Origin of the sequence: Streptomyces sp. Tue6028 (assembly GCF_002300165.1) — a bacterium.
Taxonomy (GTDB): Bacteria; Actinomycetota; Actinomycetes; order Streptomycetales; family Streptomycetaceae; genus Streptomyces; species Streptomyces siamensis.
In genome coordinates this window covers 64,628-88,309 of sequence record NZ_MLCE01000029.1, presented here as the reverse complement: position 1 = coordinate 88,309, position 23,682 = coordinate 64,628, and the positions used below count along the sequence as shown (strand labels likewise).

General features: G+C 71.8%; 15 protein-coding genes and 1 pseudogene. 8 read left to right on the top strand and 8 right to left on the bottom strand.

Going from position 1 to position 23,682, the window contains the following annotated elements; genetic code table 11:
• Positions 1-2 precede the first annotated feature (2 nt).
• From BKI49_RS27880 to rpsO, 3 genes are all read right to left on the bottom strand, one after another.
• Positions 3-1,382 (bottom strand): M16 family metallopeptidase, encoded by a 1,380-nt coding sequence (locus BKI49_RS27880; protein WP_095937021.1) that lies wholly within the window; start codon positions 1,380-1,382, stop codon positions 3-5.
• On the bottom strand, positions 1,379-3,595 hold the full coding sequence (locus BKI49_RS27875; RefSeq protein ID WP_095937020.1) for a polyribonucleotide nucleotidyltransferase: 2,217 nt from the start codon (positions 3,593-3,595) through the stop codon (positions 1,379-1,381). The genes BKI49_RS27880 and BKI49_RS27875 overlap by 4 nt, the downstream gene beginning before the upstream one ends.
• Positions 3,596-3,959: 364 nt before the next feature.
• Complete coding sequence (rpsO, locus tag BKI49_RS27870; RefSeq protein ID WP_028802543.1) at positions 3,960-4,247, bottom strand: 30S ribosomal protein S15; 288 nt, start codon at positions 4,245-4,247, stop codon at positions 3,960-3,962.
• Positions 4,248-4,512: 265 nt separating this feature from the next.
• On the opposite strand from rpsO, the gene BKI49_RS27865 reads away from it, so the two are divergent.
• A complete protein-coding gene (locus tag BKI49_RS27865; protein WP_095937019.1) occupies positions 4,513-4,809 on the top strand; it encodes a DUF397 domain-containing protein in 297 nt (98 codons plus the stop codon).
• A 199-nt stretch (positions 4,810-5,008) separates the two neighbouring features.
• Here the strand turns inward: BKI49_RS27865 and BKI49_RS27860 are convergent, their stop codons facing one another.
• Entirely contained in the window at positions 5,009-6,490 is a 1,482-nt protein-coding gene (locus BKI49_RS27860; protein ID WP_095937018.1) for an outer membrane protein assembly factor BamB family protein, read from the bottom strand.
• A gap of 412 nt (positions 6,491-6,902) precedes the next feature.
• Here BKI49_RS27860 and BKI49_RS36425 point away from each other — a divergent pair.
• The 7 genes and pseudogenes from BKI49_RS36425 to BKI49_RS27830 all read left to right on the top strand — a co-directional run.
• Positions 6,903-7,031 (top strand): annotated as a pseudogene (locus BKI49_RS36425) (SCO5717 family growth-regulating ATPase); the annotation flags it as partial.
• A gap of 1,023 nt (positions 7,032-8,054) precedes the next feature.
• Entirely contained in the window at positions 8,055-10,700 is a 2,646-nt protein-coding gene (locus tag BKI49_RS27855) for a MinD/ParA family ATP-binding protein (RefSeq protein ID WP_441350893.1), read from the top strand.
• Between the two features lie 309 nt (positions 10,701-11,009).
• Entirely contained in the window at positions 11,010-12,854 is a 1,845-nt protein-coding gene (locus BKI49_RS27850; RefSeq protein ID WP_095937016.1) for an ABC transporter substrate-binding protein, read from the top strand.
• A gap of 76 nt (positions 12,855-12,930) precedes the next feature.
• On the top strand, positions 12,931-13,998 hold the full coding sequence (locus tag BKI49_RS27845) for an ABC transporter permease (RefSeq protein ID WP_179332604.1): 1,068 nt from the start codon (positions 12,931-12,933) through the stop codon (positions 13,996-13,998).
• Between the two features lie 23 nt (positions 13,999-14,021).
• Entirely contained in the window at positions 14,022-14,960 is a 939-nt protein-coding gene (locus BKI49_RS27840) for an ABC transporter permease (RefSeq protein ID WP_095937094.1), read from the top strand.
• Entirely contained in the window at positions 14,957-15,958 is a 1,002-nt protein-coding gene (locus BKI49_RS27835; RefSeq protein ID WP_095937015.1) for an ABC transporter ATP-binding protein, read from the top strand. Before BKI49_RS27840 ends, BKI49_RS27835 begins: the two co-directional genes overlap by 4 nt.
• Positions 15,955-16,959: an ABC transporter ATP-binding protein gene (locus tag BKI49_RS27830; protein WP_095937014.1), complete on the top strand. Its 1,005-nt coding sequence runs from the start codon at positions 15,955-15,957 to the stop codon at positions 16,957-16,959. Before BKI49_RS27835 ends, BKI49_RS27830 begins: the two co-directional genes overlap by 4 nt.
• Positions 16,960-17,032: 73 nt before the next feature.
• Here the strand turns inward: BKI49_RS27830 and BKI49_RS27825 are convergent, their stop codons facing one another.
• The 4 genes from BKI49_RS27825 to rbfA all read right to left on the bottom strand — a co-directional run bounded on the left by BKI49_RS27825 (position 17,033) and on the right by rbfA (position 23,676).
• The gene (locus BKI49_RS27825) at positions 17,033-18,001 is read right to left on the bottom strand and encodes a bifunctional riboflavin kinase/FAD synthetase (RefSeq protein ID WP_095937013.1); all 969 of its coding nucleotides are present in this window, start codon (positions 17,999-18,001) and stop codon (positions 17,033-17,035) included.
• 144 nt (positions 18,002-18,145) lie between these two features.
• Complete coding sequence (locus tag BKI49_RS27820) at positions 18,146-22,048, bottom strand: trypsin-like peptidase domain-containing protein (RefSeq protein WP_095937012.1); 3,903 nt, start codon at positions 22,046-22,048, stop codon at positions 18,146-18,148.
• Positions 22,049-22,324: 276 nt separating this feature from the next.
• Positions 22,325-23,233: a tRNA pseudouridine(55) synthase TruB gene (gene truB, locus BKI49_RS27815; RefSeq protein ID WP_095937011.1), complete on the bottom strand. Its 909-nt coding sequence runs from the start codon at positions 23,231-23,233 to the stop codon at positions 22,325-22,327.
• Positions 23,230-23,676, bottom strand: a complete 447-nt coding sequence (gene rbfA, locus BKI49_RS27810) for a 30S ribosome-binding factor RbfA (RefSeq protein ID WP_095937010.1) — start codon at positions 23,674-23,676, stop codon at positions 23,230-23,232. The genes truB and rbfA overlap by 4 nt, the downstream gene beginning before the upstream one ends.
• Positions 23,677-23,682 lie beyond the last annotated feature (6 nt).

Sequence of the window (23,682 nt, the reverse complement as noted above, 5' to 3'; positions counted from 1 at the left end):
ATTTACGCGACCGCTTCGTGCAGACGGGATGCCTGCTTGTCCTTGAGCGGGCCGATGACCGACAGCGAGGGACGCTGGCCCAGGATGTCGCGGGCGACCGACCGGACCTCGTCCGGGGTGACCGCCGCTATCCGGGCCAGCATGTCGTCGACGGACATCTGCTCGCCCCAGCACAGCTCACTCTTGCCGATACGGTTCATCAGCGCACCGGTGTCCTCCAGACCGAGGACGGTGGAGCCCTGGAGCTGGCCGACGGCGCGGCCGATCTCGTCGTCCGAGAGGCCGTGCTCGGCGACCTGGTCGAGCTCGTCGCGGCAGAGCTTGAGCACGTCGTGGACCTGGCTCGGGCGGCAGCCCGCGTACACGCCGAAGAGGCCGCAGTCGGCGAAGCCCGAGGTGTACGAGTACACGCTGTAGGCCAGGCCGCGCTTCTCACGGACCTCCTGGAAGAGGCGGGAGGACATGCCGCCGCCCAGGGCGGTGTTCAGCACGCCGAGGGCCCAGCGGCGGTCGTCCGTGCGGGCCAGGCCGGGCATGCCGAGGACGACGTGGGCCTGCTCGGTCTTGCGGCCGAGGAGTTCGACGCGGCCCGTGGTGCGGATGGACCGGCGGCCGTCGCGCGGGGCGATGGGGGCCGCGGCGGGGCTCCGGAACGCGCCGGCCTTCTCGAAGGCGGCGCGGACCTGGCGGACGACCTTGTTGTGGTCGACGTTGCCCGCGCAGGCCACGACCAGGTGCGTCGGGTCGTAGTGCTTCTTGTAGAAGCGGCGGATGCGGTCCGCGGTGAGCGCGTTGACGGTGTCGACCGTGCCGAGGACCGGGCGGCCGAGGGGGTTGTCGCCGAACATCGTGTGCGCGAACAGGTCGTGCACGCAGTCGCCCGGGTCGTCCTCGGTCATCGCGATCTCTTCGAGGATGGCGCCGCGCTCCACGTTCACGTCGTCCTCGAGGATGAGTGAGCCGGTGAGCATGTCGCAGACCACGTCGATGGCGAGCGGGAGGTCGGTGTCGAGCACGCGCGCGTAGTAGCACGTGTACTCCTTCGCCGTGAACGCGTTCATCTCGCCGCCGACCGCGTCGAGGGCGGCGGAGATGTCCAGGGCGGACCGGCGGGCGGTTCCCTTGAAGAGCAGGTGCTCCAGGTAGTGCGTGGCGCCGTTCAGCGACGGAGTCTCGTCGCGCGAGCCCACGTGCGCCCAGATGCCGAAGGTGGCGGAGCGGACCGAGGGCAGGGTCTCGGTGACGATGCGCAGGCCACCGGGGAGGGTGGTCTTGCGGACCGTGCCGATGCCGTTCTCGCCCTTGATCAGGGTTTGGGTACGGGCGACGGCCCGCGCCTCCGAGGAGGTGCGGGCCGTCGTCGTGGAGCTACTCGACGTCACTTGTCGGTGTCGTCCTTCTTCTCATCGTCGCCTTCGCCCTCGATCACGGGGATCAGGGAGAGCTTGCCGCGGGAGTCGATCTCGGCGATCTCGACCTGGACCTTCTGGCCCACACCGAGGACGTCCTCGACGTTCTCCACGCGCTTGCCGCCGGCGAGCTTGCGGATCTGCGAGATGTGCAGCAGACCGTCCTTGCCCGGGAGCAGCGACACGAACGCACCGAAGGTCGTCGTCTTCACGACGGTGCCCAGGTAGCGCTCGCCGACCTCCGGCATGGTCGGGTTGGCGATGCCGTTGATCGTGGCGCGGGCGGCCTCGGCGGCCGGGCCGTCGGCGGCACCGATGTAGATGGTGCCGTCGTCCTCGATCGTGATCTCGGCGCCGGTGTCCTCCTGGATCTGGTTGATCATCTTGCCCTTGGGGCCGATGACCTCACCGATCTTGTCCACGGGGATCTTGACGGTGATGATCCGCGGGGCGTTCGGGGACATCTCGTCCGGCGTGTCGATCGCTTCCATCATCACGTCGAGGATGTGGAGGCGGGCGTCGCGGGCCTGCTTGAGCGCGGCGGCCAGGACCGACGCGGGGATGCCGTCGAGCTTCGTGTCCAGCTGGAGGGCCGTGACGAAGTCCTTCGTGCCGGCGACCTTGAAGTCCATGTCACCGAACGCGTCCTCGGCACCGAGGATGTCGGTGAGGGCGACGTAGTGCGTCTGGCCGTCGATCTCCTGGGAGATCAGACCCATGGCGATACCGGCGACGGGGGCCTTGAGGGGCACACCGGCGTTCAGCAGCGACATGGTGGAGGCGCAGACCGAGCCCATGGACGTCGAGCCGTTGGAGCCGAGGGCCTCGGACACCTGACGGATCGCGTAGGGGAACTCCTCGCGGGTCGGCAGGACCGGCACGAGCGCCCGCTCGGCGAGCGCGCCGTGGCCGATCTCGCGACGCTTCGGGGAGCCCACGCGGCCCGTCTCACCGACGGAGTAGGGCGGGAAGTTGTAGTTGTGCATGTAGCGCTTGCGGGTCACCGGGGAAAGGGTGTCCAGCTGCTGCTCCATGCGGAGCATGTTGAGGGTGGTGACGCCCAGGATCTGGGTCTCGCCACGCTCGAACAGCGCCGAACCGTGCACCCGCGGGATGGCCTCGACCTCGGCGGCGAGCGTACGGATGTCCGTGACGCCGCGGCCGTCGATGCGGATCTTGTCCTTGATGACGCGCTCGCGGACCAGCTTCTTGGTCAGCGCGCGGTACGCGGCGGAGATCTCCTTCTCGCGGCCCTCGAACTGCGGGAGCAGCTTCTCGGCGGCGATCTCCTTGACGCGGTCCAGCTCGGCCTCGCGGTCCTGCTTGCCGGCGATGGTGAGCGCCTGGGCGAGCTCGCTCTTGACCGCGGCGGTCAGGGCCTCGAGGACGTCGTCCTCGTAGTCCAGGAAGATCGGGAACTCGGCGGTCGGCTTGGCGGCCTTCGCGGCGAGGTCCGACTGCGCCTTGCACAGGACCTTGATGAAGGGCTTCGCGGCGTCGAGGCCGGCGGCCACGACCTCCTCGGTCGGCGCCTCGGCGCCACCCTTGACCAGCTGGATCGTCTTGTCGGTGGCCTCGGCCTCGACCATCATGATCGCGACGTCGCCGTCCTCCAGGACGCGACCGGCGACGACCATGTCGAAGACGGCGTCCTCGAGCTCGGTGTGCGTCGGGAACGCGACCCACTGGCCGTTGATCAGCGCGACGCGGACGCCGCCGACCGGGCCGGAGAAGGGCAGACCGGCCAGCTGCGTGGACGCGGAGGCGGCGTTGATCGCCACGACGTCGTACAGGTGGTCGGGGTTGAGCGCCATGATCGTGGCGACGACCTGGATCTCGTTGCGAAGGCCCTTCTTGAAGGACGGACGCAGCGGACGGTCGATGAGACGGCAGGTGAGGACCGCGTCCTCGGAGGGACGGCCCTCACGGCGGAAGAAGCTGCCGGGGATCTTGCCGGCGGCGTACATCCGCTCCTCGACGTCCACCGTGAGGGGGAAGAAGTCGAGCTGGTCCTTGGGCCTCTTGGAAGCGCTGGTGGCCGACAGCACCATGGTGTCGTCGTCCAGGTACGCGACGGCGGAGCCGGCGGCCTGCTTGGCCAGGCGGCCCGTCTCGAAGCGGATGGTGCGGGTGCCGAAGGAGCCGTTGTCGATGACGGCCTCGGCGTAGTGGGTCTCGTTCTCCACTAGCGTTTTCTCCTCGTCTTCGTCCTGTCCTGCCCGTGTGGCAGGGGGACGGTGGCGGAGAGACGCGCCTTCTGGTGCGGGCCGGTCTTCGATCGAAGCACCCGGGGCTCGCTTCCCCCCGGGGGCCACTACCGAGGACCGGCGGCGGCGAGGTGCGCTTCTCCTCGTTCGTGTCGTGACGGGCCCTACCCGGCGGGCACGGCCCCATCACGCTGTGTCGTACGTGCTGTGTCCTGCGTATTGCGTTGTGCTACCACACTACAAAGCGTCAGTGACACTCCGCACGTACAGAGACGTACAGCAGCACGTACAGCAAAAGGAGCGGTCCCCAAAAAGATGTGGGAACCGCTCCCTTCACGGCGTCTTACTTGGCGCCCGCCGCACCGCGGCGGATGCCCAGGCGGTCGACCAGCGTACGGAAGCGCTGGATGTCCTTCTTGGCCAGGTACTGCAGCAGGCGGCGACGCTGACCGACCAGGATCAGCAGACCACGGCGGGAGTGGTGGTCGTGCTTGTGGGTCTTGAGGTGCTCGGTCAGGTCCGAGATGCGGCGCGAGAGCATGGCGACCTGGACCTCGGGGGAGCCGGTGTCGCCCTCCTTCTGACCGAACTCGCTGATGATCTGCTTCTTCGTAGCGGCGTCGAGCGACACGCGTACTCCTCGTAGTCTCTGAGTGGCCACCGAGTGCCCCTGGTCCACTTCTCAGGGGAGCTTCCGTTACTCGGGAGGCGGGGATCCGCTGGGCGCGGCCTCCAGAGCGCGAGGCTCCGGGGGTGCGTACACAAACGGCCGTCACACAGGGTACCAGCCCGGCGGGACCCGTCCGTCCGCCTCCCCGAACCCGGCCGACCGCGCGGACCTGGCCACTACTGTGACGGCACAGGGCATTCGCACGTGGGGAAGGGGCCGCCGGAACATGGCCGAGGAAGCGGACAAGGACGTGAAGGCGCGCAAGGAGCGGGAGAAGAACGAGCTCTACGCCCTCGACATCTCGGGCGTCGAATGGCACAGCGCGCCGGGTACGGAGGAGCACGAGGAGCGGGTCGAGATCGCGTATCTGCCCGAGGGCGCGGTGGCCATGCGGTCCTCCCTCGACCCGGACACGGTCCTTCGGTACACGGAGGCGGAGTGGCGGGCCTTCGTGCTCGGCGCCCGGGACGGGGAGTTCGACCTGGAACCCGCGCCGCACAACGGCGGTCCTGCGACGCTCTAGCGGTCCGGAGGCACCGCGGGTGCGCGGGGCCGCCGTGGACGAGCGAGGGCCGGCGCGGGACGGAGTCTCCGCGCCGGCCCTCGTCCGTGTGACGGGTCGACCTCCTGCGTCGTGACGGGTTGACCTGCGTCGTGACGGGTCGGCCTTCGCCGTGACGGGTCAGCCTTCGCCGTGACGGGTCAGCGCACGTCGTGGCGGATCAGCGCACGTTTCCTATGCCGACCGCGGCCGCCACCGGGTCGTCGGGGTGCGCGGCGGACGCCGAGAGCTGGCGGGGCGAGAAGAACGCCCTGCCGTGCTCGAAGAGGATGTCGGACCACTCGGGGGTCTCCATGCGAGTGGTGCCCTCCGGCAGGTTGAAGAAGAGGAACGGCGTCTGCTTCCCGGTGGCGGGATCGATGCTCACGATGGCCGCCGGTCCGACGGTGTCGGCACTCGGCCGGTAGGCCAGGAGCTGGTCCCCGTTCGCCTTCACGGGCCACAGCGGCTGGAGCGGCCGCCCGTCGAACTTCCGCAGGCTCTTGCCCGTGTGCACGTCGTAGGCCACGATCCAGTTCGCCGGCTGGTCGATCTCGCCGTCGTCCTTGCTCGCGACGAACAACGCGTCCTTGCCCACGACCAGCGCGTAGCAGTTCTCCATGGCTCCGAAGTACTGCGTCCCGTCGAAGGAGCTGCCGCACATCGGGTCGAAACGGCCGCCCTTCATGGAGATGGTGGCGCTGTGGCGGCCCTGTTCGTCCAGGGTGATCAGGTCGGTCACCGTGTAGTCGCCCGCGCCGACCGCGATGACCGGTGGATCGGAGGACGGGAGGTAGACCTCCGAGATGTTCTTCGTCATCTTGTAGGTCCACTGCGGCTTCCCGGTGCGCGGGTCGATCTTCTGCACCCGGTACGCGTGCTCGGACTCGTCTCCGCAGCGCAGCAGGACCAGCAGGCTGCGGCCGCCCGCGAACCCCTTGTCCTCGCACGTGGTGACACCGGTGCTCTTCCACAGCTGCTTGCCGTCGGCCATGCCGAAGGCGACGGAGCCGTTGCCCCACGCCACCGCGACCGTGCCGCGCGCCATGGTGAGGTTGGTGTTGGTGACGTACGCGCTCTTCGCGTCGGGCATCGTCGCCGTCCACAGCTTCTTGCCGGTGTCGAGGTCGACGAAGACGACCTCGTCGCAGACACCGGCGTCCTTGGTGCCCTTGCGCTTGGCCGGCTGGACGACGACGGCGGTACGCCCGTCCGCGGTGACGTGCTTCGTCGTCGCGCAGATGTGCCCGTCCAGCTCGATGGTCCAGGCCTTCTTGTCCCACTCGCCGAACTTGAAGCCCATGAGCTGGTTCTTGATGCCCTTGGCGAAGATCTTGTCGGTCGCCCAGGTGCCGGGGGCGTACCGCGTCTCGTCGTCCTTGAACTTCTCCTCGTCGTAGTCGACGACGAGTTCACCCTCCGGCGTGCGCGGGACCCGCTCGACCGTCTCCCTGATCTCGTCGGGGGCCTGCGGGACGGCCACCGCCTTGTTCGACGGACCGTCGTCACCGTTCGCGTGCATGAGGAGCCAGCCGCCCGCGCACAGCGCCACGACGAGTACGGCGGCCACGATGCCGAACAGCCTTGTGCGGCGCCGTCTTCGCTCGTTGTCCGCCGTCAACGCGGACTGGGTGTACGGGGAGGGAGGCGGGCCGAAGCTCACGCGGAGAAGTCCTTTCGGAGGGAACCGTTCGGTGGCGGGGGAACCCCCTACTATGCATGCCGCTTGATCGTGTACATACAGCGGGCAGCGGGTCTGCCGCGATGGCTTCGTTTGTCCGCATTGAAGGTCAATAGTGAGCGTGCGCAAGCCACTTCTGGGCAGGGTGTGACGTAGCGGGCGGTCGCGGTGGGGTGGACGGGCCTGCCCTTGTGACAGTCATGGTGATTAGGCTGGGACAGGGCGCGACGCCAGAACCCGTGGAGGGGCCGCTCGCGTCTCAGGGGGAGCCGGGTCAATTCGGACGACCTCGTACGACTTCGGACGACCAAAAGCGTCAACGGACGCCGGCGGACGACAAGAAATCGGTCGCCCCGGCACGGCTTGAGGGTGCTCGACCACACCAGGAGGAATTGTGAACAGCGATCGGGACGGGATCCGCGGGGGCTGGGCCACACCCGGCGATGACCAGTCCGACGCGGAGTCCGCCGTCGAGACGACGGGCGAGTTCACCATCGACTACGCGCCGCCCGCCTGGTACACGCAGAACGCGTCGGGGACTCCGGCCAACTCCGGCGGTACGGAGGAGGAAGCGGAGGCGGCCCCGGCTCCCTCGACCGCTGCGGACCCCTCGGATCCGTCAACTCCCCCGGTGTCCGGGGCCCCTTCGGGCCCCGCGGCGCCTGAGGCGCTTTCAGCGGCGCCGGAGACGGCGGAGGCACCTGCCTCGCAGGCTCCGGGTGCGGCGCCCGTCGCGGACGCCGGCAGTCCGACGGCGCTGCCGAACATTCCGGTGGGCGGATACCAGAGCCAGTGGGCGCCGCCTCCGGCCGCTCCGGTGGCCCCGGTTCCTCCGGTGGCACCCGTCGCTCCCATGGGCGCCGCCGACGAGATCGAGCCCGGCAATGGGGACCTGGAGAGCGGCACCACCATGCGGATCTCCCCTGTCGCGCTGAAGCGGGAGTTCGCGGAACGTGCCGCCGCCGCGGGCCAGGAGCAGCCCGAGACCGAGAACGCGGGCGAGTCCGGGCCCGGTTCCGAGCCGGACCCGGATGCCCCGGCCGCGGCCGACGTCACGTCCGCACCCGGCTCCGCCGCGTCGGACGCCGACTCCGTCGCGGACGCTTCCGAGGCTCCCGAGGCGGCGGAGGCCCACGTCCGTGACGACGTGCGGCACGTGGCCGACGCGCAGGAGGACGCACCGGAGACGGTGAGCGAGGCGGACGCCGCTGCCGACACCGAGGACGTCGTGGACGGCGGTTCCGACGTGGGTGCCGAGGACGCCGCGGCGGACGAGCCGGCGTCGGAGGCTGCGGGGGCCGTGGACGCCGCGGCCGGCACGGCCGACTCCGTCGACGCCTCCGACTTCGCCGACGCGTCTGATGTCACCGATGCCTCTGATGTCACCGATGCCTCTGACACCTCCGCCGCCTCGGACGGTTCGGAGGCTCCCGGAGAGCCTGATGTCGTCGCGGACGTCGTGGCGCAGGTGTCCGCCGACGCGGGCGACGGAACCGGCGAGGTCGCCGACGCCGTACCGCACGACACGGTCCCCGCCGCCGGCGCCGTGAGCGACGCCGTCCATGACGACGTACGCGACGAGGCCCGTGACGACGTGAGCGACGCGGTGCCGCAGGACAGAGCGGCCGACGCGGAGCCCGAGGACGCCCGGCCGCTGGACGAGCCCCAGGACGCCGTGCCCGTCGACCGACCCGGCGCGCCCGAGGGCGTGCAGGACGCGCCTCCCGCCTGGGCTCCCCCGCCGCTGCCGCAGGGCGGGCTGCCGCCCCTGCCTCCCGCGTATCAGCCCGCCGCTCCCGCTCCCGCGTACCAGTGGCCGGCGTCCGACGAGCCCGCGAAGCCCGAGCCCGCGCAGGCACAGACGCCGCCGCAGATCCAGCCGTCGGCACCCGCCCCGGGCCGGCCGTTCCAGCCGCCCGCCCCGGCTCCCGGGCAGCCCTTCCAGCCGCCCGCGCCCGCCCCGGCTCCCGGCCAGGCCTTCCAGCCGCCCGCGCCCGCTCCGGCTCCCGGCCAGCCGTTCCAGCCGCCGGCCCCGCAGCCCGCGCCTCCCGCGTGGCCCTCCCCCGGCGGGCCCGCGTCGACGCCGCCGGCGCAGGGACCCGTGTCGGTGACGCCGCCCGCCCACGACAACCCCGTTCCGGTTCCGCCGCAGAGTCACGCACCGGCGCCGGGCGCCCCTGCCCCCGAAGCACCCGCCGCGGCCTCCGCTCCGGTCCCGCCGCAGGGCAGCTACGGCTTCCCCCAGCCGAGCACTCCGGCCCCGAGCCCCACCCCGCAGGGCAGCTACGGCTTCCCGCAGCGGGGCGCTCCAGCCCCCGCGCCGACGCCGGCCGCCACCCCTGGACCACCGGCCCCCGCTGCCGCCAACCCGCCCGCTCCGGGCTCCGGTTACGGCTTCCCGCAGCAGAGCGCCCCGGCCCAGGACGCGCCGGTGCCCAACCCGCCCGCCCCGGCGCCCGGTTACGGCTTCCCGCAGCCGACCACGCCCCCGGCGGCACCGCAGGCTCAGGGTGCGCAGCAGGGCTACGGATTCCCGCAGGCCCCCGCCGCCCCGGTCGCGCAGCCCGGCTACGACCTCCCCCGGCCGGCCGCCGCGCCCACGCAGTCGGAGGCGCCCGGCGCGGCACAGCCGCCGCTCCCGTCGGCGCAGGTGGCTCCTCCCCACCCGGCCCAGCCGGGACCGGCGCAGCAGCAGCCACAGCCCGCCGCCCCGCACGTGCCGCAGCAGCCCGCGGGTCCCACGGGCGCCGCTCCCGTCGACCCCCGTACGGGGACGGCCTGGCCGCAGCCCGTGCAGCACGACCAGCGCCAGCCCACCAACCCGGGCGCGGCCCCGCTCGGCTACACCGCCGCGGTGGAGCTCTCCTCCGACCGACTGCTCAACAACAAGAAGCAGAAGCCCAAGAGCGGTCGTCCCGCCGCCGCGTCGTCGCGGTTCAAGCTGGGCGGCAAGAAGGAGGAGGCCGAGCGGCAGCGGAAGCTGGAGCTGATCCGTACGCCGGTGCTGTCGTGCTACCGCATCGCCGTGATCAGCCTCAAGGGCGGTGTCGGCAAGACGACCACGACCACCGCGCTCGGTGCGACGCTCGCCAGCGAGCGTCAGGACAAGATCCTCGCGATCGACGCCAACCCGGACGCCGGTACGCTCGGCCGCCGTGTACGCCGCGAGACCGGCGCCACGATCCGTGACCTCGTCCAGGCGATCCCGTACATCAACTCGTACATGGACATCCGGCGGTTCACCTCCCAGGCCCCCTCCGGGCTGGAGATCATCGCCAATGACGTCGACCCGGCCGTGTCCACGACCTTCAACGACGAGGACTACCGGCGCACGATCGACGTACTGGGCAAGCAGTACCCGATCATCCTGACCGACTCGGGTACCGGTCTGCTGTACAGCGCCATGCGCGGGGTGCTCGACCTCGCCGACCAGCTCATCATCATCTCGACACCGTCCGTCGACGGTGCGAGCAGTGCCAGTACGACGCTGGACTGGCTGTCCGCGCACGGGTACGCGGACCTCGTGTCCCGGTCCATCACGGTGATCTCCGGAGTGCGCGAGACCGGCAAGATGATCAAGGTCGACGACATCGTCAGCCACTTCGAGACGCGCTGCCGCGGTGTCGTGGTCGTGCCGTTCGACGAGCACCTGTCCGCGGGTGCCGAGGTGGACCTCGACATGATGCGGCCCAAGGTGCGGGAGGCCTACTTCAACCTCTCGGCGATGGTGGCCGAGGACTTCGCGCGGCACCAGCAGTCGCACGGGTTGTGGACGAACGACGGCAACCCGCCGCCGGTGGCCGCCCCGCCGATGCCGGGCCAGTACGTGCCCGGGCAGCCGGTTCCCGGACAACCCGTACCGGGTCAGCCGGCTCCGGGGCAGCACAACCCCGGACAGGTTCCGCAGCCGGGCGGTCCACAGCCCGGACAGCCGTACGGCCAGCCCGGCCACCCCTACCCGCAGCCGGGACAGCCCTATCCGCCGCAGCCCGGTCAGGCGTACCCGCAGCCGGGCCCGCCGCCGCAGGCCCCCCAGGGCCAGGCCCCGCAGGGCCAGGCCCCGCAGCCGCAGCCGCAGCCGGGACAGCCTTACGCGCAGCCCGGGCAGCCGTACCAGCCCGCGCAGCCGGCACCGGGGCAGCCGTACCAGGCGAACCAGGGCCAGACGCCGCCCCCGCCGCCTCAGCAGTAACCCGATCGGCCCCTTCCGGGGGGCCGATTCACGCTCGGGCCCGCACCGTCCACGGACGGTGCGGGCCCTTCGTGTGTCCAGGGACGTCTTGAGCCGTCAGGCCGTCACCAGGGCGGCTTCACCGGTCTGAACCAATGAGCGAAAAATCCGCGCCAACTCGTTATTTCCGCAGGCCACATGGGGTTCATGTGCCGTTGACTCGCGTCGACCGCCGCTGATAGACACACACATCAACCCCGCCGGCGCCATCCCGATCAAGTCGTTCAACCAGCCATCTCTGCGCAAGCGATGACGTGAGGTCACCGACCCATGAACACACAGGATCAGCACCACAGAGGGCTCCTGCGTCCGCGGCTCGTCGCCGCCGCAGGTGCCGCAGCGCTCACCCTCACCGCCGGTCTGGCGACCCCGCTCAACCCGGCACCGCATCAGGCCCAGGCCAAGGAGAACAAGAAGGTCCTCACCGTCGCGGTCGCGCAGAGCGTCGACTCGCTGAGTCCGTTCCTGGCGTCACGGCTGGTCAGCACGAGCATCCACCGGCTCATGTACGAGTACCTGACCAACTACGATCCGGCGGACAACCACGCGATCCCCGGCCTCGCCACCAAGTGGGAGCCGTCCGCCGACAAGCTCACCTGGACCTACACGATCCGGTCGAACTCGAAGTGGTCGGACGGTCAGCAGGCCACCGCCGAGGACGCGGCCTGGACGTTCAACAAGATGATGACCGACGAGGGCGCGGCCACCGCGAACGGCAGCTTCGTCGGCAACTTCAAGAAGGTCACGGCCCCCAGCGCCACCAAGCTCGTCATCGAGCTGAAGAAGCCGCAGGCCACGATGGCCGCGCTCGACGTGCCGATCGTGCCCAAGCACGTCTGGGAGAAGGTCGGGGACTTCACGAAGTTCAACAACGACAAGCAGTTCCCGATCGTCGGCAACGGGCCGTTCATCCTGACGGACTACAAGCCGGACAGCTACGTACGCCTGAAGCCCAACAAGAGCTTCTGGCGGGGTGCCCCCAAGTTCGACGAGCTGGTCTTCAAGTACTACAAGGACGGCGACGCGGCCGTCGCCGCCCTCCAGAAGGGCGAGGTGTCCTTCGTCTCCGGCCTCACGCCGGCCCAGTCGACGGCACTCAAGAGCCAGCAGAACATCAAGGTGAACGACGCCCCCGGCCGCCGCTTCTACGCCCTCGCCACCAACCCCGGCGCCCAGGCGAAGAACGGCAAGAAGTTCGGTGACGGCGCCGAGTCCCTGCTCGACCAGAAGGTGCGTCAGGCGCTCTTCCTCGCGATCGACCGGAAGACCCTCATCGACAAGGTCTTCCAGGGCCATGCCGTGGAGGGCGAGGGCTACATCCCGCCGCGCTTCTCGACGTACTTCTGGAAGCCGGAGGCGAGCCAGCAGCTGACGTACGACCCGGCCAGGGCCGCGAAGCTCCTCGACGAGGCGGGCTACAAGAAGAACGGTGACGGCAAGCGCGTCGAGAAGAACGGCAAGCCGATCAACTACCGGGTCCTCTGCCACGCCACCGACCCGAACGACAAGGCGGTCGGACAGTACCTGAAGGAGTGGTACGGCAAGCTGGGCATCGGTGTCACCCTCAACTGCCTGGACAACGTGACCGACCCCTGGCTGGCGGGCACCTACGACCTGGCGTTCGACGGCTGGTCGGTCAACCCCGACCCCGACTTCGTCCTGTCGATCCACACCTGCGGGGCGCTGCCCGCCACCCCCAAGGACACCGGGGCCACGGACAACTTCATCTGCGACAAGAAGTACGACGAGCTGTACGACCAGCAGCTCGCCGAGTACGACACCGCCAAGCGGGCGGACATCGTCAAGCAGATGGAGTCGCGGCTGTACGACACCGGGTACATGAACGTCATGGCGTACCCGAACGCGGTCGAGGCCTACCGCACCGACCAGATCAAGTCGATCGAGACGATGCCGAAGGCTGCGGGCAACATCTACGGCCAGGACGGTTACTGGAGCTGGTGGTCGGCGGTCCCGGCGGGCTCCTCCGGTGAGTCCTCCGACAGTTCGAGCTCGACGGGCGTCATCATCGGCATCGTCGCGGGCGTCCTCGTCCTCGCGGGCATCGGGGCGTTCTTCGCGATGCGGAGGCGCTCGACGGCCGAGGACCGTGAGTAGGACCCGCACCGCCCCCGAGGGAACCCCCGCGAACGCATGCGGGGTCCCCATGAACGCACGAGCGAATGAGTAGTTCATGACCGCTGAGGCAACACCCTCGCTGGTCGAGGCGACCGACGGTCCGGCGCAGGCCGGGCCGTCGGTCCGCGGGCCCAGGGCGCGTACCAGAACCGCGTATCTGCGGTATGTGGCGGGCAAGTTGGGCGGCGCGGCCGTCTCGCTGCTGGCCGTCCTCGTCACCAGCTTCTTCCTGTTCCGGCTCATCCCCGGCGACCCGGTCAAGTACATGACGGGCGGCCGCCAGGTGTCTGCCGAGCAACTGGCCAACTACCGCAAGGAGTTCGGGCTCGACCTGCCGATGTGGGAGCAGTTCACGGACTACTGCGGCAAGGCGCTCACCGGCGATCTCGGCACCTCGTACCAGTTCCGGGCCCCCGTCATCGACAAGATCACGGAGGCGCTGCCGAACACCCTGCTGCTCACCGGCACGGCGTTCGTGCTCTACACCGCGCTCGGCATCTTCATCGGCACGCGCTCCGCGTGGCGCAACGGCGGGCTGAGCGACCGGGTCAACACCGGCCTGGCGCTGACCCTCTACTCCATTCCGTCCTTCTGGCTGGGTCTGCTCCTCATCATCGTGTTCTCGGTGGGCATGGGCCCCATCCCCGGTCTCTTCCCCACCGGGGGCATGGAGTCGGGGGGCAACGAGGGCTTCGCGTACGTCATGGACGTGGCCCACCATCTGATCCTCCCGGTGGTGACGCTGGTCGCGGTCGAGTACGGGCAGACCCTGCTCGTCACGCGGTCGGCCCTGCTGGACGAGATGGGCAGCGACTATCTGACGACCGCCCGGGCGAAGGGGCTGCGGGACGACCTCGTACGCCGTCGGCACGCCGTGCCCAACGCGCTGCTGCCGACCGTGACACTGATCTTCATCAACCTCGGCCGGACGGTCGCGGGAGTGATCCTCGTCGAGACCGTCTTCTCCTGGCCGGGCCTCGGCGGGCTCTTCTACCAGGCGCTGAGCGTGCCGGACCTGCCCTTGGTGCAGGGGCTGTTCTTCGTCTTCGCGGCAGCCGTGATCGTGATGAACACGCTCGCCGACCTGATCTATCCGCTGCTGGACCCACGGGTGGGCCGATGACCACGACCGAGTCGGACGGGCCGATGACGACCGAATCCACGGCGGCTTCGAAAGGCGGCCCTGCGACGGCGAGGAGCCCCCGTGCCCTCGCCTGGCAGCGCCGCCGTCATTCCGCCGCCCGTTTCTGGAAGCAGTACCGCACCCACCACGCCGGCGTCTTCGGACTCGCCGCCCTCGGACTCTGCGCGCTCATCGCGCTGACCGCGCCGCTGACCGTCGGCTCCGACGTGCAGAGCGTGACCGACGCGCCGGGCGATCCCATGGAGAGCCCGAGCACCGAATTCCCCCTGGGAACGGACCAGTTCGGGCGCAATCTGCTCGGGCTCGTGGTGTGGGGCGCCCGGGTCTCGCTGCTCGTGGGACTGCTCGCCGCCGTACTCTCGGTCGCGATCGGCGCGCTCATCGGCATCACCGCCGGACACTTCAAGGGCTGGTACGCGACCGTGATGATGCGGATCACGGACTGGTTCCTGGTGATGCCCACACTGGTCCTCGCGATCGCGCTGGCCACCGTCATGAGCCGGTCGCTCGGCACGATCATCCTGGCGATCGGCGTGACGACCTGGCCGACGACGGCGCGTCTGGTGCGCGCGCAGACCCTCGCGGTGGAGTCGCGGCCGTACATCGAACGGGCCAAGGCGCTCGGCGGCGGACACTGGCACATCATGACCCGGCACGTCCTGCCCAATGTGATGCCGCTGGTACTGGCGCAGACGACCCTGATCATCTCCTCCGCGATCCTCGCCGAGGCGACCCTCGCCTTCCTCGGGCTCGGTGATCCCACGGTGGTGTCCTGGGGCGGGCTGCTCCAGGACGCGCGGGAGGCCGGCGCGGTCAGCGCCGGGAAATGGTGGTACCTGGTACCGCCCGGTGTCGCGATCGCGGTGGTCGCGCTGGCGTTCACGCTGTGCGGGCGCGCCGTCGAGTCCGTCCTCAACCCCAAGCTGGGAGTGGCACGTTGACCCTGCTGGAGGTCAGGAACCTCGAAGTGACCTACGCGGGCGGCGCGGCCGCCGTGCGCGGCGTGGACCTGTCGCTCGACGCGGGGCAGAAGCTCGGTGTCGCGGGCGAGTCCGGCTGCGGCAAGTCCACGCTGGCGCTCGCGCTGCTGCGGCTGCTCCCCGCGGGGACGCGCACGAGCGGGGAGATCCTGCTCGACGGCGAGGACGTCCTGAAGATGAAGTGGGGGCAGGTGCGGGCGGTCCGCTGGGCGGGCGCCTCGATCGTCTTCCAGGGCGCCATGCACTCGCTGAACGCGGTCCACCGCATCGGCGACCAGATCGCCGAGCCGATCCTGCTGCACAAGAAGGCGACGCCCGCGGGGGCCCGGAAGAAGACCGGAGAACTGCTCGAACACGTCGGCCTGCCCGCCGCCCGCGCGAGCGCCTATCCGCACGAGCTGTCCGGCGGTCAGCGCCAGCGCGTCATGATCGCCATGGCGCTGGCCTGCGACCCGCGGCTGGTCATCGCCGACGAACCGACCACGGCGCTCGACGTGATGATCCAGGCGCAGATCCTCCGCCTGATCGAGCAGCTGGTCAGCGAGCAGGACCTGGGCCTCGTCATGATCAGCCACGACCTCGCGGTGCTGGCCGACACCTGCGACCGCCTCGCCGTGATGTACGCGGGCCGAGTCGTCGAGGAGGGCCCGGCCCGGCAGGTGTACGAGGACGCCCGGCACCCGTACGGCAAGGCCCTGTCGGCCGCCTTCCCCCGTATCGGCGACACGGCGTCGCGGTTCGCGCCGCGCGGCCTGCCGGGCGATCCGCCGGACCCGTCCGCGCTGCCGTCCGGATGCACGTTCCACCCGCGGTGCCCGGTGGCCCTGGACTCCTGCATCACCGAGGACCAGGAGCTCCGCGACGCGGGCACAGCGAGGTGGGCGGCCTGTGTGCACGCGGGCGCGTCGGTCCCCCAGCCGGGCAGCCCGGCCGAAGAAGCCAGGAGCAGCACGCCATGACCACTGACACCGCCGCGCCGGCCGCTCCGCTGCTGCGCGCAGAGGACCTGCACGTCTCGTTCGCCGGACGCAACGGCGCCGCCCGCGCGCGGGCGGTCGACGGCGTCGACCTCGACATCCGGCGCGGCGAGATCGTCGCCCTGGTCGGCGAGTCGGGCTGCGGCAAGACGACACTCGCGCGCTCGCTCCTCGGTCTCGTCCCGCCGACCGGCGGGCACGTCACCTTCGACGGCAAGCCGCTCGACTACTCCTCGCGCGCCCTGAAGGCGTATCGCAAGCGCGTCCAGCTCGTCCTCCAGGACCCGAGCGGCTCGCTCAACCCCCGGCACACCGTGTACGACGCGGTGGCGGAGGGGCTGCGCATCCACAGGTACGGCGGGGACGAGCAGGCGGCCGTCGCGGAGGCCCTCTCCCGGGCCGGACTGCGCCCGCCGGAACGCTTCTTCCTCCGGTACCCGCACGAGCTGTCCGGCGGTCAGCGCCAGCGCGTGGTGATCGCCGGAGCTCTCGTCCTGGAGCCCGAACTCATCGTCGCGGACGAGCCGGTTGCCTCGCTGGACGCGTCGGTGCGCGGCGAGATCCTCGCCCTGCTGCTGCGTCTGCGCACCGAACTCGGCCTGTCCGCCCTGGTGGTGACGCACGACCTGGGTCTGGCGTGGAACATCGCCGACCGGGTCGCGGTGATGTACCTCGGCCGCATCGTCGAGACGGGCGAGGTCGAGCAGGTCCTGACGGCACCCCGGCACCCCTACACCCAGGCACTGCTCTCCGTGCTGCCGGAGGCCCCGGGCGATCCGGTCGTGCTGACGGGCGAGCCCCCGGACCCGTCCCGCATCCCGGCGGGCTGCCGCTTCCACGCCCGCTGCCAGATCCTCGCGAGCGGCGAGGCCGAGCGGGCCGGTGTGGCGGACGCCTGCCGCGGCCGGGACCTGGAGGTGCTCGACGGTGCCGGCGGGACGCAGGTGGCCTGCCACTGGGCCCGGGCGACGGTCGCCGGCTGACCGCGACGACGGGGGCGGCCGGTGCTTCGGAGCACCGGCCGCCCCCGTCGTCGTACCGAAGAGGACTGGGCGACTACGCCGGAGGGGCGGAGTCGGCCTCGTAGGCCTCGATGAGCTCGCGCGACCGCTTCACGTCGTCCCCGATGGCTTCCAGCAGCGCCTCGATCGAGTCGAACCTGGCCTGGCCGCGGACGTAGGCGAGGAAGTCGACGGCGACGTGGAGGCCGTAGAGGTCGAGGCCGACGCGGTCGATGGCGTAGGCCTCGACCGTGCGCTCGGTGCCGTCGAACTGCGGGTTCGTGCCGACGGAGATCGCTGCGGGCATCGCCTCGTCCGCGACGTGCAGCCAGCCGGCGTACACGCCGTCCGCGGGGATGGCCGTGTGCGGGAGGGTCTCGACATTGGCCGTCGGGAAGCCGAGCTCCCGGCCGCGCTGGGCGCCGCGGACGACGACGCCCTCGACGCGGTGCGGGCGGCCGAGGATCTCGCGGGCGCCCTCGACGTCGCCCTCGGCGACGAGCCGCCGGGTCAAGGTCGAGGAGAACGGCTCTCCGCCGCCCGCCTCACCCGTGACGTACAGGTCGACGACCTCGACCTCGAAGTCGTACGTCTCGCCCTGCTCGCGCAGGAAGTCGACGTTGCCCGCGGCCTTGTGGCCGAAGCGGAAGTTCGGGCCCTCGACGACGGCCTTCGCGTGGAGCTTGTCGACCAGGACCTTCACGACGAAGTCGGCGGGCGACAACTTCGAGAACTCGCTGGTGAAGGGGAGGATGAGCAGGGCGTCCACGCCCAGCTCGGCCATCAGCTCCGCGCGACGGTGGTGCGGGGCCAGCAGCGGGGGGTGGCTGCCGGGGCGCACGACCTCGCTCGGGTGCGGGTCGAACGTCACGACGACGGACGGCACGCCCAGCTCTCGGGCGCGGTCCACGGCATGCTTGATGATCAGCTGGTGCCCGCGGTGGACTCCGTCGTAGGAGCCGATGGTGACGACGCTGCGCCCCCAGTCCTGGGGGATGTCCTCCAAGCCACGCCAGCGCTGCACTGTGACCGCTCCTTGTCGAACCCGTGTCCGTGATTGCCTCATTCGCAGCTCTAAGGGTGCCATGCCGTGTGCGCTCGGCTTGCATCGGCATCGAGCTGTGACGAGGAGCACGGACACGGAGCGGGCGGTCGGCGGGGCTCGGGGTCACGCGGGAACCCGGACTCCGGCCAGGTTCTCGATCATGCGGCGGGTGCTCGGTCCCACGACCGCGGCCCATTCCTCGGGGGAACCGGTCAGCCAGCGGGCCAGCAGGACGGCGAATCCCGGGACGTGCCGGGCCAGGTCGACGAGGCCGCGGTCGAAGCCGGTGGCTCCGGCCGGGGTGCGCACGAGGAGGAGGCCCGCCCGGTGCACCAGCTCCCTGGTGGGCTCCTCGCCCCGTCGGTCCGCTCCCTCCGCGGCGGCCTTGAGCAGGCTGCCGAGGACGGCCGGGTCGTGTTCCCGCGCGAGGAGCAGGTCCAGCAGCTCGCGGCGCAGGGGGCGCGACGTGCGGCTGCCGGGCGCCGCGAGGACCTCGGCGAGCGCCGCGCGCACCGGGGTGGGGCAGCCGTCCAGCAGACCGCCGACCAGCGGCAGCAGCACGGCGCGTACCGCAGGCCCCTGTTCCAGCCGCCGGTCCACGTACGCGGCGACGTGGGCGGCGGCGTCGGGGCGCAGCTCCACGGCTTCCCGCACCAGTGCGGCGACGCGGCGGGCGAGGGCGGGCGTGGTGACGTCGGCGAGGGCGCGCAGTGTCTCGCCGGTGCCGGGGCCCGGGCCGCGCAGCCGGTTCCGGATCGCGTCGAGCACGGGGTCCGGGTGGGTGGTGAGCGCCGCGACCAGCGCGCCCGGGGGGAGGCCCGGGTCGCCGGCGGTGAAGCGGTCCAGTGCCTGCGGGAGGTACCGGGCGCGGGTGCGCGGGTCCCGGACGAGGAGGCCGAGCGCGCCGCCGTGCAGGGTGCAGTCAGCAGGACGGGACAGCAGGGCGAGCGCCGCGTAGCGCAGGAGTTCGCGGTCGGCCACGGTCCGCACGAAGGGCGCGGCCCGCAGCCCGTACGTCACCGCCGCCACGCGCCGTGCGGGCCGCTCGTCGTGCGCCCAGCGGTCCACGGCCCGGCACACGGCCGACGGCTCCTCCTCCGCCAGCACGGCGAGCAGTTCGTCGCCTCGTCGGTGCGCGCTGTCGACCAGCGCCTCGGCCAGGTCGTCCAGTGCCCGTCCCCGGTGCGCGTACAGCAGGGCCTGTGCGGCGGTCGCCACGGTCGCGTGCGGGGCCGCGGGGAGGGGCCGCTCGTCGTCGAACCAGCCCGTCAGGTGTCGCTGTACGGCGGTGGGGTCGGCGGCGAGCAGTCGGGCGACGGCGTCCAGGCAGCGCGGGGCCGTCGAGGCGGCGCGGAACCCGCTCTCGCGCGCGCCGCGCGTGGGAGCGTCACCGACATCGCCGGTGCCCCCGAGATCCGTGGTGCTCCCGACGCCCCTGGTGCCCTCGGCGTCCGTGATCCCCGGGAAGCCGTCCTGCGGTGCCGTCGGACGCGCAGTCGGCCGGGCTGTCTCGTCGAGGTCTCCGGAGGCCCCGGGGTGGCGTGGTTCCTCCGTGCCCCCGGCAGCTCCCGGACGGCGCACCTCGTCCGCGACCACCAGTCGCCTCAGCAGGTCGAACCGCTCGGTGTCGGGGACGGGCAGCGCCTCCCAGAAGCCGGGCCCGAACTCCGCGGGTACGCCCCGCCCGGTCTCCCGCCAGGTCACGATCCGCTCGGCGAGCCGTCGCAGGACGCCGATGTACGGCATCGCGTCGGGCACCCTCAGCAGGACCTCGGCGCAGAGACGGGTCGCCCACCAGGCGGGGTCGCCGAGCGGTCCGGGGGTCTTCGGCAGCAGGTCGTCCACGGCGTCGGCCAGGTCGTCCAGCCGGCGGGCCAGTTCGGCGGCCCCCTGCTGCCGGGCCAGGAGGAGCAGTGTCTCCACGACGGGGCCGATGCGGTGACGGGGTACGGGGACCGTGCGGGCGTCGGCGGTCCTGGAGGACCTGGGGCGGCGCGAGGGTGCCGTTCGCTGGGCGGGCACCTGCGGCGACGCCGGTGGGCGCCTGCGGTGCACGAGGGCGTGCAGAGCTGCCCCCAGGTCGAGGTGGGTGCCCTGGATCCAGTCGGCGAGCTCCTCGTCGGCGAACCGGTAGCCGTCGCCCGCGGGGACGAGGAGGCCCTCGGTGAGGACGGCGGAGGCCCAGCCGCAGGTCTCGGCGAGGCGTCCTCCGGGAACCGGCCCCCAAGGGAAGACGGTCTCGAAGGACGCACGGTCCAGCTCGCCCTGCCCCGGGCCCAGACAGCGCCGCGCGGCCTCGTGGACCTGGCCGGAGACGAGGGCGGCGAGCCTGCGCACCGCGGTGCCGCGCAGGCCGTTCGCCGCCGCGAGGCGCACCGCGACGCGCAGGCACATCAGGTCGAGGTAGGCGGAGAACACCTCGTCCCGGTCGGGACGCCCGGCCGGATGGCCGGGCAGCGCGGCCCGCACCTCGGAGAACAGCCGCAGGACGAGCGGGTGGCGTGCGTCGGCGCCTGCGAGCGCGCCTTCGGCGATGCCGGCGCGGGCCCGGGCGAGCCGTGCCTCGTCCTCGGTCAGATCCCCCAGGCGTACGCAGGCGGGCAGCCGCCCTTCCGGGGAAGCGGTCCCCGGGGCCGCGCCGTGCAGCAGGTCGTCGGGGAAGCCGGCGCCCGCCTGCTCCCAGTACTCGGCCCGGCATCCGACGACGAGCCGTGCCCCGGTCTCGCGCAGCCAGTCGGCGGTCCCGGCGGTCCACTCGGGCAGCCGGTGGGCGAGGTCGGGGGGCATCTCCTCGGGGCCGTCGAGGAGGAGCAGCAGGGGCCGCCCCGTCTCGCGCGCCAGCCGGGCCAGCCGCTCGGGCCCGATGTCGCCCAGTTCTCCCTCGTACCTGCCGGGGGGCAGGAGACCGGCATCGGGCGGGATCCCTTGGACCGTCGCCGGATCAGCGGCCGGCTGGTCGTCGGCCAGGTCTCGCAGGGACGGTCCCCCGGCGGCTTCTCGTTCCTCCCCCGGCGCCGCCACGATGCGGCCCGCCCTCTCCAGGGCCCGCGTCGCCGCGTCGGCCACCGAGGTGTCGGTGCCGAGCAGGTCGGCGCCGCGCAGCCACAGCGTGGGGGCCGGTTCGGCGCCCGAGGTGCGGCGTGCGGCGAGGGCCGCCAGTTCCGTCGTACGGCCGCTGCCGGGCCGCCCGACGAGCCCGAGGACGGCGGCCGGGCCGTCCTCGAAAGCGGTGAACTCCCTGACGACGTCGGCCCGTTCGACAGGACCGCGTCCGGTGCCGGCGGAGCCGAGGGTGGTCGCCGCGCCCGGCCCGTCCGAACCCACCGAGGTCACGGTGAGTTCCAGGGCGCCCGCCAGATTCAGGTCCGCGCCGTAGGCCGGTACGGAGGCCGCGTTCCGGGCGAGCAGCGCGGCCAGGCCCGGCACGCCGCGCAGCGGGACCGCGAAGCCGGCGGCCCGGCGCCCGGTGTGCAGGGCGGTACCGAGCACCGCGACGACCGCGCCGGTCGTGGCGTCGAGGACCGGTCCCCCGGCCGCTCCCCCGCCCAGCCGGAGCGCGTCCGCGCCCGCCGTGCCGATGGCCAGCTCCTGGACGTCGCCGAGGAGGTGGAAACGGTCCGTGGCCGTGTACGTGGCGGGGGAGGTGCCGAGCAGGCGCGCCTCGCGCCAGCCGCCGGCGGCGATCCGGACGTACGTACCGGTCGCGATCCTGTCCCGCACGGTGACGGGGAGCGGGTCGAGGCCGAGACCTTCGGTGCGTACGAGTGCCAGATCGGCGTCGGGGAGCGGGGTCACGGCGTCGGAGGTGACGACGCAGGTGCGGTCGCCGGGGGCGTGCAGGACGAGGCGGGCCAGCCCGTCGACGGCCTCGTGGCTGGTGATCACCGTGCCGTGGTGGTCGGCGGCGAAACCCGTGCCGCGGGGGCGGCCCGCCAGGTCGCAGATGCGCACCAGGGCCGTGTCCCGTGCATCGCCGCGGTCGTCCGCCGGTTGCCGGCCCACGGTCCGCGGGCCCCGTCCCGCCATGCTCGAACCTCCCCGCCGTGCTCCTTCTTCCGAAGGTAGGCGCGAGGTGATCAGCGGGACAGATCGCGCGGCGAACGCGCCCCCTTCCACACCCTCGGTTCACTCCGAGCGCCCGCCCGAAGGGGTGAACAGGCGGGGGTGGGTGGATACACCCTTGGGTGGGGGAACCGAGGGGGGACCGTGGAGCGGCGGACACGAGACCCCGTGACCGCCGCTCCTCGGGCAGCACTCCCCCGCACCACGCCCCCGACCGGTTCCCGCCCGGCGCCGGACGAGTCAGGCGCCGAACACCGCCAGACTCTTCGCCTTGCCCCGCTGTTCCTCGACGAGGGCCAGGAAGACTCCGTCGCGGTCGAAGACCGCCACGGCGCCCTTGCCCGCGTACTCCTCGGGCATCTCCAGCCGCACACCGTTCAGCAGCAGCCGCGCCCGCTTGGCGTCCACGTCCCAGCGCGGGAACGCGGCCGCGGCGGCCTCGGCGATCGGCATCACGCTCAGCTCCTCCTGGAGCTGGTCGAGCGTGCGCGCCGAGTCGAGCTTGTACGGGCCGACGCGGGTGCGGCGCAGGGCGGTCAGGTGACCGCCGACGCCGAGATCCGCGCCCAGGTCGCGGGCGAGCGCCCGGATGTAGGTGCCGGACGAGCAGACGACCGAGACGACCAGGTCGAGCACGGGCGTGCCGTCCTCGGCGACGGCGTCACGGACGTCGTACACGGCGAACGACGAGATCGTCACCGGCCGGGCCGGGATCTCGAATTCCTCGCCCTCGCGTGCCCGCTTGTACGAGCGCACGCCGTCGATCTTGATGGCGCTGACCTTGGACGGCACCTGCATGATGTCGCCGGTCAGCTTGGCGATCCCGGCGTCGACGGCGTCACGCTTCACGCCGGAGGCGTCGGTGGACGACGTGATCTCGCCCTCCGCGTCGTCCGTCAGCGTGTTCTGGCCGAGCCTGATCGTGCCGAGGTACTCCTTCTCGGTCAGCGCGAGGTGCCCGAGGAGCTTGGTCGCCTTCTCGACGCCGAGGACGAGCACGCCCGTCGCCATGGGGTCGAGGGTTCCGGCGTGTCCGACGCGGCGGGTCCTGGCGATCCCGCGCATCTTGGCGACCACGTCGTGCGAAGTGAAGCCCGACGGCTTGTCCACGATGACAAGCCCGTCGGGCGTCCGGTGCTTCTGGGTCATTCGGCGGCGTCGTCCTCGTCCTCGCCCGGCTTCTTGTACGGGTCGGCGTCACCGGCGAAGGTGGCGCCCGCCGACACCTCGCGCACCTTCGCGTCCGAGGCGCGCGCCTTGTCCAGCAGGTCCTCGATGGTCCGGGCGGTGTCGGGCAGGGCGTCCGCGACGAACGTCAGGGTCGGCGTGAACTTCACGCCGGCCGCGGCACCGACCGCGGAGCGGAGGACGCCCTTGGCGCTCTCCAGACCCGCGGCGGCCGCCGCGCGCTCCTCGTCGTCCCCGTACACCGTGTAGAAGACGGTCGCCTCCCGGAGGTCCCCGGTGACCCGGGTGTCCGTGATGGTGACGTGCGTACCGAGCCGCGGGTCCTTGATCCCGCGCTGCAGCTTCTGGGCCACCACCTCTCGGATGAGGTCCGCCAGCCTCTTAGCCCGCGCGTTGTCGGCCACTGGTCC

Excerpts from the sequence above, each read along its gene's own strand:
- BKI49_RS27850 (WP_095937016.1), top strand. The coding sequence starts at position 11,010 with ATGAACACACAGGATCAGCACCACAGAGGGCTCCTGCGTCCGCGGCTC.
- BKI49_RS27845 (WP_179332604.1), top strand. The coding sequence starts at position 12,931 with ATGACCGCTGAGGCAACACCCTCGCTGGTCGAGGCGACCGACGGTCCG.
- BKI49_RS27840 (WP_095937094.1), top strand. The coding sequence starts at position 14,022 with ATGACGACCGAATCCACGGCGGCTTCGAAAGGCGGCCCTGCGACGGCG.
- BKI49_RS27820 (WP_095937012.1), bottom strand. The coding sequence starts at position 22,048 with ATGGCGGGACGGGGCCCGCGGACCGTGGGCCGGCAACCGGCGGACGAC.
- BKI49_RS27865 (WP_095937019.1), top strand. The coding sequence starts at position 4,513 with ATGGCCGAGGAAGCGGACAAGGACGTGAAGGCGCGCAAGGAGCGGGAG.
- truB (WP_095937011.1), bottom strand. The coding sequence starts at position 23,233 with ATGACCCAGAAGCACCGGACGCCCGACGGGCTTGTCATCGTGGACAAG.
- BKI49_RS27830 (WP_095937014.1), top strand. The coding sequence starts at position 15,955 with ATGACCACTGACACCGCCGCGCCGGCCGCTCCGCTGCTGCGCGCAGAG.